Source organism: bacterium (assembly GCA_036382775.1).
GTDB lineage: Bacteria > Hydrothermota > Tepidihabitantia > SM23-42 > JAOAFX01 > DASVHD01.
Map to the genome: position 1 here is coordinate 14,362 of DASVHD010000019.1, position 16,296 is coordinate 30,657.

Sequence of the window (16,296 nt, forward strand, 5' to 3'; positions counted from 1 at the left end):
ATATATAAAAGCGCCACTGATACAAGGTATGAACACCTGACTCCGTTATGACCATGACGACGACCACGATGCCCATTTTGAATAGATTGACATCGCACGCTTTTTGATTATAATTTTTATTCAATGAAGGAGGTATCATGGCATTAATCCTAATGCTATTGGCATTGTTGCCGCAAGACTACATCAATCTTGTCGTTGACGGCAATTACGAAGCAGCTGTGAATTATTGCGAAAAAATGATTCAACAGACAAATTCTGTTGAATGGAAGACCGCGCTCGGCGATCTGTACTTGTACGAGATCGACGATCCGGGCAAAGCGGAAACGATATACCGCGATATTTTGAATACGGCCAAGCAGACGGACGGTGCTGTCCATTACCGCCTGGCTGAGGCGCTTGAACTTAAAGAAAATTATCTTGATGCAGCGCGGGAATACGAGATCGTCGCTACGCGTTTTAGAAAATTCCCGTTGGATTCCTTCGCCTTATCCGGCGTCGAACGTTGTTTTAAAAAGAACTACCAGGATTATGTCGCGGTCATTGACAGCTACAATATCACCCGTCTGGAGCTTGATGAGCGCATGGCTAAGTCTTCCCCCTTTGGTAAAAAAGACGAAAAATCGACTCTCGACCAGATGATCCTGGAACGGCTGCTGTATGTCAGCGCCGTGAAAAATAACGTCAAGGACATGGACCCGTACAAATCAACCATCGCTATTGCTAAGAAGCAGGCTCTGCTCGATGAGATAACAAGCGTTGACATCGTTGCCAAAGCTGCCCCGTCGGGAAAAGAGACCAGAGCATACTACAAGAAGAACAAATCAACCTATAAGCTCAACGAGGAAGTACGAGGCAAGGAGATCGTTGTCGAAACCGAGAGTCTGGCGGTTTTTCTTCGCGACACGTTATTGAAGGACCCGGCAAGCTTCGACTCGCTCGCAAAGACGTACTCGGTCCAGCCGAACAAAACAAGCGGCGGAAATTTCGGTATAATCAACCGCGGTACCAGGCCCAAAGCGACAGAAGACGTGCTTTTTTTAATAAAACCCAATAAGGTAAGTGCGGTAACGCCGGTTGAAGGAAAATTCGCGATATATCTTGTCACCGACCATAAACCCGAACGTTATCGTAGTTTTGATGAAATGAAACCTCAGATCGAAGCGACGCTCAGAGCTGAGAGAACCAAGGAAATAGAACTTCAATTCATGAAAAAACTGAAGGACAAAGCAGTTATCATGATATTTAAAGACAGTTTGTCAAAAACCGAACCTAATACTGTCCTGGCATTGATAAACGGCCGGAAAGTAACGCGACAGAACCTGGAGGATAAGAATAGCACTCAACCGCAATTTGGACAGGTTGACCTGAGCAAACCAGAAGAATGCGAAAAACTCCTGGGGATCCTGATCGACGATAACCTGAAACTTGAATACGCACTGGTGAAAAAATATTACCTGAACGAAGGATATTTCACGAAAATGCTTGAAGCGGTTAAGAAGTCGCTCGACCAAGGGCTTTATACGAAGATCGTGATCGAAGCGGTCACCGTCGACTCTAGCGAGGTTATTAACATGTTCAAGGAACGCCGGGAAGATATGAAGATCCCGGAAACCGTCAAATGCCGCGAGATCGTGACCTACTCAAGAGCCCAGGCTTATCAAATACACAAAGAACTGCTGTCCTTGTACGGCGGAAAATCCTGCTTTATTCCTTTTTTCAGTAAAGAAGCAAAAGTCACGGACATCGCCAAGTTCGATTCGATGGCAAAGGCTTACTCGGTATCCTCGTCAAAAGAACGGGGCGGCGATATTGGCACGCTCAGGTTCGGAATGCGTCCTAAAGAGTTTGACGAAGTGGCATTCAAGCTAAAGCCGGGCACGATCAGCAAGGTTTTCGTCCCCAATGATTCAAACTACACGATAATTACCGTATCCGAACATACACCGGCTGCGTACCGGACACCCGAAGAAGTCTGGACATCGCTTGAGATGGCAATAAAACGCGAAAAGCAAAAGACGATCGTTGATGAATTCCTGGCAAAAATCAGGCAGGATGCCCAGATCCAGATACTCCTGCCGGAGCCGGAGAAAGAGGAAAAACCCGAGGACAAATCTGACATTCCCAATCCATCCGTTGTGCCGGGAACAGAAAAGAAAGACTAATGCCGGAGCTGCGTAAAGACCCGGTTCTCGGTCGCTGGGTAATAATATCCACGGAACGGGCGAAGCGGCCGAAAGACTTTAAATTCGAGCCTGAAGAAAAAAAGATATCGCCAGCCGAGTGCCCGTTCTGCCCCGGCAACGAAGCCGCCACACCACCGGAAATATTCGCACTGCGCGATAACAATTCCCAACCCAATGCACCGGGATGGTCATTAAGGGTTATCCCCAATAAATTCCCGGCGTTACGCATTGAAGGTGAACTGAACCGCCGCGGCGAAGGTATTTATGACCGTATAAACGGTATTGGCGCTCATGAGGTAATAATAGAAACTAACGACCACCAATCTGACCTGGCTGATCTCGCTCCCGAAGCCTTCACCAGCGTGGTGCAGTCATACCAGAGAAGGATCATGGACCTCAAAAATGATACGAGATTCAGATATGTCATGATCTTCAAAAACTTTGGAGCGGTTGCCGGCGCTTCGCTTGAGCATAGTCATTCACAGCTTATTGCCACGCCCATTATTCCAAAACGGGTAATCGAAGAAATGGACGGCGCCAAACGATACTATGAATACCGCGAACGGTGCATCTTCTGTGACATCATTGCCCAGGAAATAAAGGTGAGGAAAAGGCTTATCAATGAAAATAACACTTTTATAGCAATGTGCCCGTTCGCACCCAGATTTCCCTTTGAAACCTGGATCCTACCCCGCACTCACCTGTCCAATTTTGAGGATACTGACGATGCGTCCATCAAAGACCTTGCCATGATCCTTAAGGATGTGCTGCTAAGGCTGAAAAAAGCGTTGAATTCTCCGCCCTATAACTTTATCATCCACACGGCGCCGATAACGCTTAAGGGCATTGAGTTTTATCACTATCATATCGAGATCATACCGGTTCTTACCAGGATAGCCGGTTTTGAATGGGGCACGGGCTTTTATATCAACCCAACACCCCCGGAAGAATCAGCCACATACCTTAAAAACATAGTGTGACATGCAAACAAATAAGGACCAAAAATTGGTTATATGGTTAAATGGTTAAATATTTAACCAATTACTAATCACCATTTAACTAATTCTGAGCATGAAGGTTGCCTTCATCGCATCTGAAGCTCTCCCCTTTGCAAAAACCGGCGGTCTTGCCGATGTTGTTGGAGCACTGCCCGCATATCTCGATGGACTGGGATGTGAAACTTATATTATTATGCCCAAATACCGGGGTATCCAAGCAGAATTCGACAGGGAACTGCAGGTGCAGTCCGGAAATTCAGTCTACGATGTCAGGATATGCAAGAAAGACCGCACTTTTTTTGTCGACTACCCTCCTTTTTTTGACCGGGAAAATCTGTACGGAACACCCGTTGGCGATTATGAGGACAATTGCGAACGGTTTACTCTATTCTGCCGTGCGGCAGTCCAGGTTTTACAAGACCGCGATTTTGATATAATCCACTGCCATGACTGGCAATCCGCCCTTGTTCCGGTATTTTCCCGCCTGGCAAAGTGCCGGGCGAAAAGCGTTTTTACGATCCACAACCTCGGGTATCAGGGCCGTTTCCCTGGTTCAAAATACGATATTCTTGGTCTTGACCGCGGATTTTTCACGCCGGATGGCATTGAATTCTATGGTGAAATCAACCTTTTGAAATCAGGCCTTCTCTATTCAGATTGGATCACTACCGTATCCCAAAACTACGCCCGGGAAATCCAAACCCCAGAATTCGGGTGCGGCCTGGACGGCGTACTGAGGATGCGCGCGTCTCATCTCAACGGTATTATCAATGGCATTGACTATAACACCTGGGATCCGCGAATAGACCAGTATATTTTTGCGCGATACCAGGATCTCGTCGGAAAACAACTGAACAAGAAGGAACTCGCCAATGAATACGGTCTTGATGCAAACCGGCCGTTGATCGGTATGGTATCTCGCGTGGCCGGCCAAAAAGGATTCGATCTCCTGGCCAAGACATTAGACGAGATCATATTGATGGGGTTCAATTTCATCCTCTTGGGCGTCGGCGAGAAACCATACCATGATAAATTCAAAAAATTTGAAGAAATTTTTCCGGGTAACGTGTCGGTCAACCTGAAGTTTGACGATACGCTGGCTCACCGCATCTATGCGAGCAGCGATTTTTTTCTGATGCCCAGCCGTTATGAACCGTGCGGCCTGGGTCAGCTGATCGGCATGAAATACGGGGCCGTCCCGGTTGTTCACAAGGTAGGCGGCCTTGTCGATACGGTCCAGGAGTATGATGCCGGAACCCAGAATGGCAATGGCATAGTGTTCGATCATTACACCGGAGAAGACCTGCTGGCTGCGGTCGAAAGAGCTTCTTTTTTATACCGCGACCCTGAAACCATGAATAGCGTCGCAGCAAAGTGCATGAATCTCGATTTTTCCTGGACTGCGTCCGCCCGCAAGTATATGGCACTTTATGAAAAGCTTCTCGCCTCTTGACCTCTGCCGTTTATTGACTTTACGCAGAAACTTTGTATAGTAATGTATCGTTGATATGAAAGGATAGAGCACATCATGACCATTGCTGTCGGTTCTGACCATCGCGGGATTGAGCTCAAGAATAAAATTGCTACTTTTTTAAAAGAAAAAGGGATCCGGGTCCAGGATCAGGGCGCTTTTACGACTGACACGTCTGATTATCCAACCTACGCATTAAAGGTCGCGATGAAAGTGAAGAACAAAAAAGCCCGTTTTGGCATTCTTGTCTGTTATAGCGGTCAAGGCATGGCGATCGCGGCGAACAAAGTAAAGGGCATAAGAGCGGCGGTCGCTTGGGAACCGGAGATCGGCCGCTTGGCTCGCGCTCATAACAATGCCAATATCATCGTATTGCCTGCTGGGTTTATTAAGACCGCGAAACAATGGCGCGGATCGATCCAGCGCTTTCTTAATACGAAATTCGAAGGCAACCGGCATCAGAAAAGACTGGATATCATAAATAAATATGAAAACATGCATTAACTAATGATCATCTGATATGAAGATCCTTCCCGTGGCTTTTGATTCGCTCGGTGTCAGGAGCATGGCGACCTATGTGGAGACCGCCGATATAAAAATATTCATTGATCCGGGTGTGTCGGTTTCGCCTGACCGTTACTCGCTGCCGCCCCATAAGCTCGAACTGGACCGGCATCATAAAATGTGGGAAGAAATAAAGCAATGGGTTAGCTCCTCTGATATTATCATCGTTACCCATTATCATTATGATCATCACAACCCGGATGAACCCGAAATTTACGACAAAAAGGATGTTTTTGTCAAACATCCGCGCGAATTCATCAATGATGGGCAAAGGAACCGAGCCACCTATTTCCTGAGCCGTATCGAAAAGTACGCAAAAAGCATTCAGATCGCCGATAATGCCACGTTCAACTTCGGCAAGACAAAAGTCGTCTTTTCGCCGCCGGTATTCCATGGCGCATCTCAGCAACTGGGATATGTCATCCAGGTCATGATCGAGGACTGTGGCAACGAACGTTTTATTTTCAGCTCTGATGTTCAAGGTCCATTGAATTCGGATGCGACAGAATTCATTATCCAGAACGATCCGGGTAAGATCATCATTGACGGACCGGCTACTTACCTCGTTGGTACTCATTATAAGAAATCCGATATCGACAATTGTCTTGAGAATCTGAGCAAGATCATTTCCAAATCATCGGTAAACACGATCATTATTGACCATCACCTGCTCAGGGATATGAATTGGAGCGATTATATTTTAAAGCTTAAGGACATCCGCGATAATTTAATGCTTTGCTCGGCCGCATGTTACCGCGGTGGAAAAGAAGAATTACTGGAAGCAAAACGTCAGGAAATATACGAAGGAAAGCTGTCAAATGTGGATAATTATGGATAACTTGTGGATAATGCATGAACTGCCGTAATATCATGACTTTTTGCCTATTGAATATATTATATATTAACAGTTATCCACAACCGGCGCAGTAATACGACATAATGCAAAATACCGATCTGGAAAAAATAAAAAGGCTGCAGGAAAATCGACAACGCATCACTGACGAGATCCATAAGATCATCATCGGGCAGGATTTTGTCATTGAACAGGTGCTACTGGCTCTTTTTTGTAATGGCCACTCTCTCATCACGGGCGTTCCTGGTCTGGCAAAGACCCTGCTCGTGAACACGATCGCGGATATCCTCGATCTTTCCTTCAACCGGATACAATTCACGCCGGATCTCATGCCATCAGATATCACCGGCACTGAAGTAATCGAAGAGGATCAGTCAACCGGTAAAAGAAACTTCAGGTTCATCAAGGGCCCGATATTTTCCAACGTGATCCTGGCTGACGAGGTCAACCGCGCGCCGCCAAAAACTCAATCGGCATTGCTCCAGGCAATGCAGGAATACAAGGTGACGCACGGCGGCGAAACCCGTGAGCTTGACCTGCCGTTTTTTGTGCTGGCGACCCAGAATCCGATCGAACAGGAAGGGACTTACCCATTACCTGAAGCTCAACTGGACCGGTTCATGTTCAGCATATATATTGATTATCCAGGACCCGGAGAAGAAACCGAGATCGTGAAGACAACGACTTCAGCGTATGAAGTAACGCTTGAAAAAGTGATTGATGCAAAAGAATTCATCATGTTGCAGAAAATAATAAGAAAAATGCCCGTCGCTGATGACGTTGTCGAGCAAACCGTGAGATTGGTCGGTCTTACCAGACCAAAAAGTAATGATTGCCCAGACACGGTCAAAAAATACGTGGCGTGGGGTGCCGGGCCCAGGGCGTCACAGTACCTGATCCTGGGCGCCAAAGCGCACGCCGCGCTTGACGGCCGTTACTCGCCGAACATGAACGACGTGAACTATGTCGCGCATCCGGTCTTACGTCACCGAGTCATCACCAATTTCGCGGCTGAAGCCGAGGGAATGACAACGGATGACATTATAAACGGCATTTTCGAAATACCCTAATATTCGGCTATTATGATAAGAATAAATCCCGTTAGAGAACTCCGTCCTCTAACGGGAATGCGCGACGGCGGTATTAAACCGCCGTCTGCTTTATTCGGAAATAACCACCGATTTAAATCGGTGGTTTTCTCTAACGGGATAAATAAAAAAGCCCCCGTTGATTTGGGGGCTTTTTTATTGTAAAAATGATTATTTCACAACCACCAGGGATTTGCCCATTACACCATCGGGCGTTATGACCCGCACGAAATACACACCATTCGGAAGGTTGATTTCAAATCGATCGGCATACGTACCTATCCCTCGGTTTTCAGTTTCGAGCTTTTCCATCACTTGGCCGGCTGCGTCATATATAACGATCGTTGCTGAACCGGCGTTGGCGATTGAGTACTTCAGCAATATTGAGCTCTGTGCAGGATTCGGCTGCAAAACAAGTCGATTATTGAGCTTGGAAGAACCATACTCAGCAACACCATACACAGGGTCGGGCTTAGACAGACGGCAATCAGCATCCGTGTCTGAATAATAACGGATCCAGGCAATCCCTGGTGACCACTGTCCTGCGCCAGTTTCATAAAGCGTAGTCATGTCTATCTGGTAAAATCCCATGGGAGTACCAAAATCATAAATGGACGCTATTGAATCAACTGGCAGTCCGTTTATCGATTCCAGATATCCGCTGTTATTGCTCCACCCGTCAAGAGATGCTGAATCATTAAGGCAGCGCCATCCATAAGGATAATAGTATGTATCTGCATTAAGATCCTTGTAATATCCGAGATGGTAGAAGTCAGGACCCGCATGATTGAGGGCGTACTCGGCATCGCACGATATTACGGGTGATTTTGTCATCAGACCATCACCATCAATAAGCTGGGAAATGAATGGCTGGGTTTGACTGGGTCGGAACAGGACCCTGATATTGTAATCGGTACCTGTCCACTGATAACCGAAACTAACAGCCGCGCTCATGTCATTGTAGTTATGTGATGCTGAAACATCAAACCCATCAACAGCATATGAGTGTACATAGTCAGTCTCAATAAAAGAACCTGCCATACCGCTTACGCTTTCGAATATCGTTATCGTGTTGGCGGTTTTCCGAGCGACAAAGTAATTCCTGTCGGTGGACGCACTGGCTGCTCCCTGTGCCGCTTTGGGTGTAGGCCAGACATATGGATCCCATGTCGTCGTGTGAACCGTGGCCCAGGTCTGCCCATTATCCGTAGATTGCGCGATAACCATGGCAGTGGCCGTGTTATTGTAATACATACAGCATATCCGGTGGTCTGTGTATTCATGCTCGATCGTGATATGAGGCTGCCAGCACCCATCTGTTGTTTGTTCGATATTATGGATAGTGGATGTTCCCGAGTTGTTAAAATCAGTGAACCGGCGCACCCATATATCCCCGGAGATTGATCCGGTGACATAGGTGTAGGCCAGGAACAGGTAGTGATTTGCGATGTCAATGGTCAAATCAAAGGCGTATCGTTGGTATGGCGAGCCACTAGTTGTTGTATACCACAAAGACCAGCTCTCTCCGCGATCCACCGAACGGTATACATACAGCGTTTCATATGACTGGTCGTTACAGGACACAAATACCGTGTCACCTAAGGCAGCAACGCAGGGGTTTACATCATCACTATAGTTACCGTTAACATAACCCAAATACCATCCGGTTCCTTGCAGGATTTGCCCTTCGTCCTTGTAATTCAGAAGATTGGTATTGTTGTCGTTTTGCTGCACATCGGGTGGATTTCTGGGTAGAGTCCGCTCGCGCTCGATATACGACAGATAATAGTCAGCCTCTTTAAGGATCGACGCAAATTCGGAATAATTATCCGCATTAGGGTTGGATTTGAAAGCAGCGCAAGCCTCGGCTAAGCGTGCACGATAGCCCACATATTTACTATCTTCCGCTGAATATTTATCTGCCGGTAAACGTGACTCCAGCCCAGCCCATTCCTGAAGTATAGCCTTGGTGGCGTTTTGTCTTTCTACCGATGCCATTTCAACCCATTCTGATATCAACTGCGCTTTTTCAATCGTCCACCCGGTCATCACTGTGGATGTCTGCGGGTTGGATTCTTCAGTAACCGTGTTGCCGCCAGCCAGAGCCGTACCCTGGTCAGGAATGACTGTACCTGAACCATGGTCATCCTGGTTAGCAGCAAAAGATACTGCAACTAAAGCACATATAGCAAACCCGATTATTTTTTTCATTTCATCTCCTTTTTATTGATTTCTTTTGCCTAAACTTGCTTTCTGTAACTCACGCGATACCGGTCAGGATCTGTCTATTATATCGTCACCCCCTTTTACAGCTACTTGTTCCATCATAATCACAATTGAAGTAATGTCAATAAAAATCGATCACAGCTTCAGTATTTCGTCAATATTCTTCAAAACTTCCTTGATCTCATCCAGGGTCAGATCACCCATGTGAGCTATCCTGAACGTTTTCTCTTTCAAATCGCCGTATCCGTTGGAGATCTGGAAACCTCTCTTTCCCAGTTCAGAATTCAGGTCAGCGACCGTTATTTTGCGGGTATTATCGATGCAGCTGACCGTTACTGAATGGTACCCTTCCTCTGAAAACATGGCAAAATGCTTCTTTGCCCAGGCTCTTACATACTCAGCCATAGCTATATGCCTTTTATAACGATTTTCCATGCCTTCCGCCAGGATCTTATCCATCTGCAAGTTCAGGGCGTTGAACAAAGAAATGGCTGGTGTTGTTGGTGTTTGCTTGTCTTTTTCGTAGCGTTTCTGCATTGCGTCAAAATCAAAATAATATCCTCGATCTGTGACCGTACGCGTCTTATCAAGAGCTTTCTGGCTTACGGTGCAAACTGCAAGCCCGGGCGGCAAAGCGAAGCACTTCTGACTGCTGGTGATGCATACATCGATCCCGAGTTTGTCCACGTCCACGATATCACCCATAAGCGAGCTGACCATGTCAACCAGCCAGATCACGTCCGGATACTTTTTCATGACTTCGGCGATCTGCTCCACTGGCGCTCTCACGCCCGTGGATGTCTCGTTCTGAGCCAGCGCGATCGCCTCGTATTTCTTGGTCTTGAGCTTTTCTTCGATCATTTCAGGCTTTATCGCCTTACCCCAGGGCACGGTGATCGCGTCGGCGCTTTTACCGCATGCCTTGCTGATCTTGAACCAACGGTCGCTGAACGCGCCGTTGACGGCGTGGAGGATGTCTTTTTTAACGCAATTGCGAATAGCGCCTTCCATAACACCGGTACCTGATGATGTAAATACATAGGTATAGTTCTTCGTGTTCAGCGCTTTTTTAATCTTATTTATTACTCCATCATTTATCGCGGCAAAATCCTTTGACCGGTGCCCGATCATAGGCTTAGCCTGAGCATCGAGGATGTCTTGCCTGACTTCAGTCGGTCCTGGTATAAACAGTTTTTTGTGCATTCAAACCTCCTTAATAATTATTTTCAAAAGACAAAATCTGATGGTCAATTATACCCGGTTTTTCCTCATTGTCAACCCATACGGAATCCTTGACACCATCCTCTTATCATATATAATTGGTAAAGAATGGATAGAACTATCGACGCGAAGCGTCTTGAACTCCTGAAGAGGATCGATAATATCCTTGGTTCATCATACGACCCTCACAAGGTCATCAGACGGATATATCTGGAAATTTCAAAAGTCTACGATACGCGCAATTTTTATATCGCAATCTATAATCGGCTCGAAAACACGATAAGTTTTGAAGTCTACACGATCAAAGGTAAGCATTTTAACATGTTGACGCGAAAATTGTCAGGTGGCATGACCGAATATGTCATAAAATCAAAAAAAACACTAAGAATTGATCGTAATCTCAAGGGTTTCTGCCGGAAACACGGCATAAAAATAATCGGTCGGCTGGCTAAAAGCTGGCTGGGCGTGCCGATGATATACAAAGACAATGTCGAAGGTGTCATGAATATCCAGGATTATAACCATGAAAACGCATATTCTAACATGGATGAATCTTTTCTCATGAGCATTGCTTCGCGTGCGGCCGTGGTGATCGCCAATACCCGTCTTTTCGAAGAAGAGGTCATAAGGGCGAAAGAGCTTGCGCTCATGAACCAGATCGCGCACCGTTTGACAAAGAGCCTCGATCTCGCGACCATTTGTGAAAGCGTAACGGATTCGATCATTGAAAATTTCAGGAATTTCAACGTTGCAGTGTTCCTGTTGAAAGACAAAGCTCTCGAACTACAAAAGCTGTCGCGGGGTTTTGTCGACGACGTACCGCGGAACTTGCGGATAAAACCTGGTCACGGCATTGTCGGTACAATCCTGCACACGTCGAGAACGATCGTCTCGAACGATATCACCCGGAACCGGCACTATGTCGCGTACGGTCAAACCTGCACAAAATCCGAGATCGCTCTGCCTTTAAAAATATCAAGAAAACTGGTGGGTGTCCTGGACATTCAATGCAACGAGGTGAATGCCTTCAACCAAAACTCGGTCAGAACTCTGGAACTGATCGCCGACCGGCTCAGCGTGGCGATCCACAACGCACGGCTTTACGAAGATGCCACGAACCATGCCAAGGAACTCGCCGTATCCTTCACCATCGCCCAGTCCGTGATCTCCACGCTGGACCTTGATGACGTGCTGATAAAGATACTCGGTGTCATCAGGCAAACTTTCGGTTACACGAACTGCGCGATCCTGCTGATCGATAAGGATAAAAAAGAGCTCTATATCAGGGCGGCTCACGGATATTCCGAATACGTGATTAAACATTCCCGTCTCAAGATCGGTCGGCATGAGGGCATTACCGGTTATGTCGCAGCCAACAGTAAAATGTTCTACGCGCCGGATGTTTCCAAAGTGCCTTTCTATGTCCAGGGTAAAAAAACCATTAAATCGGAAGCCGCCCTGCCGCTCATGATAAAAGGCGAGATCATCGGTGTCCTCGACCTGGAGAGTGACCGCCTGGACGCGTTTTCCGAAAAAGACCTGCGGGTATTTTCCATCTTTGCCTCCCAAGCCGCGATCGCGATCGAGAACGCCCGTTTGTATGACGAAACCAAGAAGCTGTCTTTAACCGACTCGCTCACCCATATCGCCAACCGCCGTCATTTTGATCTGATGCTTGATTCTGAAATGAGGAAAGCCCGCGGTTATTCAAGACCACTGAGTCTGGCAATGGTCGACCTTGATAATTTCAAATCGTTCAATGACCGAAATGGACACCAAGCAGGAGACTTGACGCTGGTTGCCCTTGCCAGAACACTTAAGGACAACGTGCGTGACACCGATTTTGTGGCGCGGTACGGCGGAGAAGAATTCGTAATAATTTTCCCGGAAACATCCCTGAGCGCGGCATTAAAAGTATCGGAAAGGGTCAGGAGCGCGGTCGAGAGAACAAAAATCTCATTCAAAAACGTTGGCAAGGGGAACATAACCATCTCTATCGGATTAGCGGCATTCCCTCTCAACGCGCGGGACGCGGTCGATCTGATCAGTAACGCCGATAAGGCGCTTTACCGCTCGAAATCACTCGGCAAGAACCGGGTAGAATCACTGTAAAATTCTTCCTTTTTCAGCATTGTTTCGTTTACCATAAAACCAAATCTAGATTCTTCGCTTCGCTCAGAATGACAGGAAGATGTGTCATTCTGAAGGTTTCGCAGAAACCTGAAGAATCTATGTTTGTCTGATCATTATATCGAAATCAATTGAACATACACTGGTCTGCCAATGATATTATCTTAGTAAGAGTGGCGGTTTTCTAATCCGGGTAACGGTTCAGGATATCGTCCAAAACTTCCTGCCGTTCGACCAGCACTTTGCGTGATTTGCTGCCCTGGAAAGGCTCCACGATCCCGGCGGCCTCAAGCTGGTCGACGATCCTCCCGGCCCGCGCATATCCGAGGTTAAGCCGGCGCTGCAGCAGTGAAACGGACGCGATCTGGTGCCGAAAAACAAGCCGGGCCGCGTCCTTGAACATCGGATCCACCTCGCCCTCTTCGACCGAGGTCGTGGATTCTTCCTCGGTCACGACTTCGCCTAGCTGCGGATAGTATCCGGTCAGTATTATCTCATCGATCTTTTCGTTCGGTATTACGTTGGATAGCGCTTTTCTTTTTTCGCCGAACGCCGGGTCGTCCTGGTCCACGAAAACAGTCCACAGTTCTTCATCGAGGATCGCGTTTATTATCTCTTCCTGGTCGGCTTCGACATCCTTCATAAGCTCGGCCAGGTGCTGCTGGGCAATCAGGCGGCTGATCGCGCAAACCTCTTCGGTGGAAATATAAGCGCCGTGAAGACGGATGGGCGTGCCCTTACCCGGAGGTAGAAAGAGCATGTCGCCGCGGCCCAATAGTGATTCAGCACCGTTCATATCCAGGATGGTCCGGGAATCGGTCTTGGAAGCCACCTGGAATGCGATGCGGCATGGGAAATTTGCTTTTATCAGACCGGTAATGACGTCGACCGACGGCCGCTGCGTCGCGAGCACGAGGTGAATACCAACGGCCCGGGACATCTGGGCTAAGCGTGTGATATTCTCTTCTATTTCGCTGGGCGCCGTCAGCATAAGGTCGGCAAGTTCGTCAACGATTATCACGATGTAGGGTTTGACCCTCCCATCCTTTTTGCGCATTTTCTCATTATACCCGTCGATGTCGCGGACATTTTCGCGCGCGAAATCCCGGTACCGCGATTCCATGATAGCCACACACTGCTCCAGCTCCTCTACTGCGTCTTTGGGTTCGATCACCGCCCGCCTTAAAAGATGAGGAATGGCGTTGTACATTGGGAGTTCCAGGCGTTTCGGATCAATCATAAGGAACCTGAGGTCCTTATAAGAAGCGTGATACAACAGGCTGGCAATTATCGCGTTGATGCACACGCTTTTACCGGATCCCGTGGTACCCGCGATTAGCATGTGCGGCATCGCCGAGATGTCATCGCTTACCGGCTTACCGGTGATGTCCTCGCCCAGCGCGATAGCGAGCGGCGACGGATTGTTCTCGAAATCGGGGTCCATGATACAGCCTTTCATAAAGACAAGGCTGCGTTCCCGGTTCGGTACTTCAATTCCGACCGCTGATTTACCGGGGATCGGCGCGACGATGCGGATGCGTGTCGCCTTCAGCGCCAGTGCCAGATCATTGTCGAGATTGGCGATGCGGTTGACCTTTATGCCCGGCGCGGGCTCAAATTCAAAGCGCGATATGACCGGTCCCGACTCGATACCGGTGACTTTTCCCTGGACATCAAATTCCTCAAGACGGCGTGTCAGGATTTCTGCTTCCTTTTTCAACGTATCCTCGTTGACGCCGCGTTTGGCTTGCGTTTCAACCAGGATCTTCAGGAATTCAGCCTTAAAATCGATCCTGGGTAACGTCTTCTTTTTCCCTGGCGTATCACCGTTTGCATCTCCTTTTTTCTCCCCGGGTTCAGCCGGTGGTTCTTCTTTCGGCACTTTTGCTCTTTCTTTCTTCAATTTTTCCACGGGCGGCATGATTTTGATGACCGGTTCTTTGAGTCGCTGCGGGATAATGATCTTTTTCATCATCATGAAGAGCATGATTATTATGCCAAAACCGATGATCATGAACGTGCCCACGCGTCCGAAATATTGAAGCAGGAACTCGGTTACTACTACTCCGAGACGACCGCTCACCGGCATGCCGTTGAATGCCAGTATGACAAACAATGCCAGCAGACTGTCGACAATGAGACCGACCGGTACCGCGTATAACAAGTGATAACCATCCTGCTGTTCACTTCTGAATACATAAATATGACTTAAATAGATAAGGATCAGGGGAATGCAGAAGAAGTAAAGTCCGATCAGGAAAAAAACGGCATATGACGTGTAATAGCCTAATAAGCCCCCGAAATTATTACCCGGCAGCGCCGGGAAGATTAAAAACGATATCTGGGATATCAGGAACAGCACGGCCACAAGGAACATCACGATCCCGAGAAGCCTGCGCTGCTTTGACTCATCAAGCCGCTGGGCGATAACGATCAGCACACCGCAGGCGATCAGCAACAGCAACACCGATATGACGGTATTCAAGATCACTGACATGATCACGCTCAGCCTATTGTATATAGAAACTTATTATTGTCAATGCAATGACCAGGATGATCCAACGAGATCACAAAGCCGGCCGGAACCCGAAAGAGCCCATATGCTCGACGGGCCACGAGGAATCGCGGTTTGCGGTCCGTACTCCATCGCCATCATTGGTCCATGAGCCGCCCCGCATGACCCGATCAGTGCCATTTTCCGGACCCTGGGGATCCGCATTTTGTTTCCACGCGTAGTAATCGGCAAGGTACCAGTCGGCGCACCACTCCCAGACATTGCCGGCCATCGCATAACAACCGAAAGGCGAGATCCCGCTGTCGAACACGTTGACCGGGCTCGTATACTGATACCCGTCAAGTTTTGCCTCAAAAGGGCTGCTCCCGAAAAGATTGCAGCGGTAAGTGCCTCCGGCATTAGGTTCATCATTACCCCAGGGATATTTGCGGCGGTCATTGCCGCGCGCGGCCATTTCCCACTCGGCCTCTGTAGGCAGACGAAGCTGCGCCCAATCGCAGAACGACCTGGCGTCTTCCCATGTCACATTAGCGACCGGGTAATCCGGGTATTTTAAGAAATAATCGTCCATTCCCTTAAAGTTGGGTGATTTGGGATAGGAATGTCCCGTGGAATCGCAAAAAATCTTATATTGTTCGTTAGAAACCTCATACTTGCCGATGAAAAATCCGTTGACAAGAACATTATGCATGGGCTTTTCATCCGCGTCGCCTTTATCCGAGCCCATGATAAATGAATCAGAGGATATCTTGATCAAAATAATACCGCTTTTTTCATGACGGAACTCCACATGACCTTGGGTATTTTTGCCCAAAGGGATCAGACCCTTCAGGGAACCTTGATTCGCCGGCTTCGGCTTGTTCTGATTTTCAGGTCCGCCCTTGCCGCAATAAAGCGCGATAAGGCAGATCATCAGTAACGGCCACATTGAAAAAAAGCATATGCTCCGTATCCATTCTTTCATAATACCTCCTAAACTAACCATTATCATCATCATCATATCAGACGTATCATCATTGTCAAGACAGCAGTGCGTCATTGCGGGCG

11 protein-coding genes are annotated in these 16,296 nt (G+C 47.8%); 7 read left to right on the forward strand and 4 right to left on the reverse strand.

Annotation, left to right across the window (positions count from 1 at the left end; genetic code table 11):
- The first annotated feature begins 137 nt into the window (after window positions 1-137).
- The 6 genes from VF399_03080 to VF399_03105 all read left to right on the forward strand — a co-directional run bounded on the left by VF399_03080 (window position 138) and on the right by VF399_03105 (window position 7,139).
- Window positions 138-2,162: a peptidyl-prolyl cis-trans isomerase gene (locus VF399_03080; protein ID HEX7319326.1), complete on the forward strand. Its 2,025-nt coding sequence runs from the start codon at window positions 138-140 to the stop codon at window positions 2,160-2,162.
- Window positions 2,162-3,163, forward strand: a complete 1,002-nt coding sequence (gene galT, locus VF399_03085) for a galactose-1-phosphate uridylyltransferase (protein ID HEX7319327.1) — start codon at window positions 2,162-2,164, stop codon at window positions 3,161-3,163. The genes VF399_03080 and galT overlap by 1 nt, the downstream gene beginning before the upstream one ends.
- A 91-nt stretch (window positions 3,164-3,254) precedes the next feature.
- Window positions 3,255-4,634 carry a glycogen synthase GlgA gene (glgA, locus tag VF399_03090; GenBank protein ID HEX7319328.1) on the forward strand — a complete coding sequence of 460 codons (1,380 nt, stop codon included), beginning with the start codon at window positions 3,255-3,257 and terminating at the stop codon, window positions 4,632-4,634.
- 75 nt (window positions 4,635-4,709) lie between these two features.
- On the forward strand, window positions 4,710-5,156 hold the full coding sequence (gene rpiB, locus VF399_03095; GenBank protein HEX7319329.1) for a ribose 5-phosphate isomerase B: 447 nt from the start codon (window positions 4,710-4,712) through the stop codon (window positions 5,154-5,156).
- A 16-nt stretch (window positions 5,157-5,172) separates the two neighbouring features.
- Window positions 5,173-6,054, forward strand: coding sequence for a hypothetical protein (locus VF399_03100; protein HEX7319330.1), 882 nt, complete (start codon window positions 5,173-5,175; stop codon window positions 6,052-6,054).
- 101 nt (window positions 6,055-6,155) lie between these two features.
- Window positions 6,156-7,139 (forward strand): MoxR family ATPase, encoded by a 984-nt coding sequence (locus tag VF399_03105; GenBank protein HEX7319331.1) that lies wholly within the window; start codon window positions 6,156-6,158, stop codon window positions 7,137-7,139.
- A gap of 189 nt (window positions 7,140-7,328) precedes the next feature.
- Here the strand turns inward: VF399_03105 and VF399_03110 are convergent, their stop codons facing one another.
- Complete coding sequence (locus VF399_03110) at window positions 7,329-9,368, reverse strand: T9SS type A sorting domain-containing protein (protein HEX7319332.1); 2,040 nt, start codon at window positions 9,366-9,368, stop codon at window positions 7,329-7,331.
- A 150-nt stretch (window positions 9,369-9,518) separates the two neighbouring features.
- Window positions 9,519-10,586, reverse strand: a complete 1,068-nt coding sequence (locus VF399_03115; protein HEX7319333.1) for an alanine--glyoxylate aminotransferase family protein — start codon at window positions 10,584-10,586, stop codon at window positions 9,519-9,521.
- A 126-nt stretch (window positions 10,587-10,712) separates the two neighbouring features.
- On the opposite strand from VF399_03115, the gene VF399_03120 reads away from it, so the two are divergent.
- Window positions 10,713-12,716: a sensor domain-containing diguanylate cyclase gene (locus tag VF399_03120; protein HEX7319334.1), complete on the forward strand. Its 2,004-nt coding sequence runs from the start codon at window positions 10,713-10,715 to the stop codon at window positions 12,714-12,716.
- 202 nt (window positions 12,717-12,918) lie between these two features.
- Here VF399_03120 and VF399_03125 read toward each other — a convergent pair whose 3' ends face one another.
- Both VF399_03125 and VF399_03130 read right to left on the reverse strand, forming a co-directional pair.
- Window positions 12,919-15,231, reverse strand: coding sequence for a DNA translocase FtsK 4TM domain-containing protein (locus VF399_03125; protein HEX7319335.1), 2,313 nt, complete (start codon window positions 15,229-15,231; stop codon window positions 12,919-12,921).
- A gap of 70 nt (window positions 15,232-15,301) precedes the next feature.
- Window positions 15,302-16,213: an SUMF1/EgtB/PvdO family nonheme iron enzyme gene (locus VF399_03130; protein HEX7319336.1), complete on the reverse strand. Its 912-nt coding sequence runs from the start codon at window positions 16,211-16,213 to the stop codon at window positions 15,302-15,304.
- Window positions 16,214-16,296: the final 83 nt, after the last annotated feature.

Coding starts and splice junctions, on each gene's coding strand:
- glgA (HEX7319328.1), top strand. CDS start 3,255: ATGAAGGTTGCCTTCATCGCATCTGAAGCTCTCCCCTTTGCAAAAACC.
- VF399_03130 (HEX7319336.1), bottom strand. CDS start 16,213: ATGAAAGAATGGATACGGAGCATATGCTTTTTTTCAATGTGGCCGTTA.
- VF399_03110 (HEX7319332.1), bottom strand. CDS start 9,368: ATGAAAAAAATAATCGGGTTTGCTATATGTGCTTTAGTTGCAGTATCT.
- VF399_03125 (HEX7319335.1), bottom strand. CDS start 15,231: ATGTCAGTGATCTTGAATACCGTCATATCGGTGTTGCTGTTGCTGATC.
- VF399_03120 (HEX7319334.1), top strand. CDS start 10,713: ATGGATAGAACTATCGACGCGAAGCGTCTTGAACTCCTGAAGAGGATC.
- VF399_03080 (HEX7319326.1), top strand. CDS start 138: ATGGCATTAATCCTAATGCTATTGGCATTGTTGCCGCAAGACTACATC.
- rpiB (HEX7319329.1), top strand. CDS start 4,710: ATGACCATTGCTGTCGGTTCTGACCATCGCGGGATTGAGCTCAAGAAT.
- VF399_03100 (HEX7319330.1), top strand. CDS start 5,173: ATGAAGATCCTTCCCGTGGCTTTTGATTCGCTCGGTGTCAGGAGCATG.
- galT (HEX7319327.1), top strand. CDS start 2,162: ATGCCGGAGCTGCGTAAAGACCCGGTTCTCGGTCGCTGGGTAATAATA.
- VF399_03115 (HEX7319333.1), bottom strand. CDS start 10,586: ATGCACAAAAAACTGTTTATACCAGGACCGACTGAAGTCAGGCAAGAC.
- VF399_03105 (HEX7319331.1), top strand. CDS start 6,156: ATGCAAAATACCGATCTGGAAAAAATAAAAAGGCTGCAGGAAAATCGA.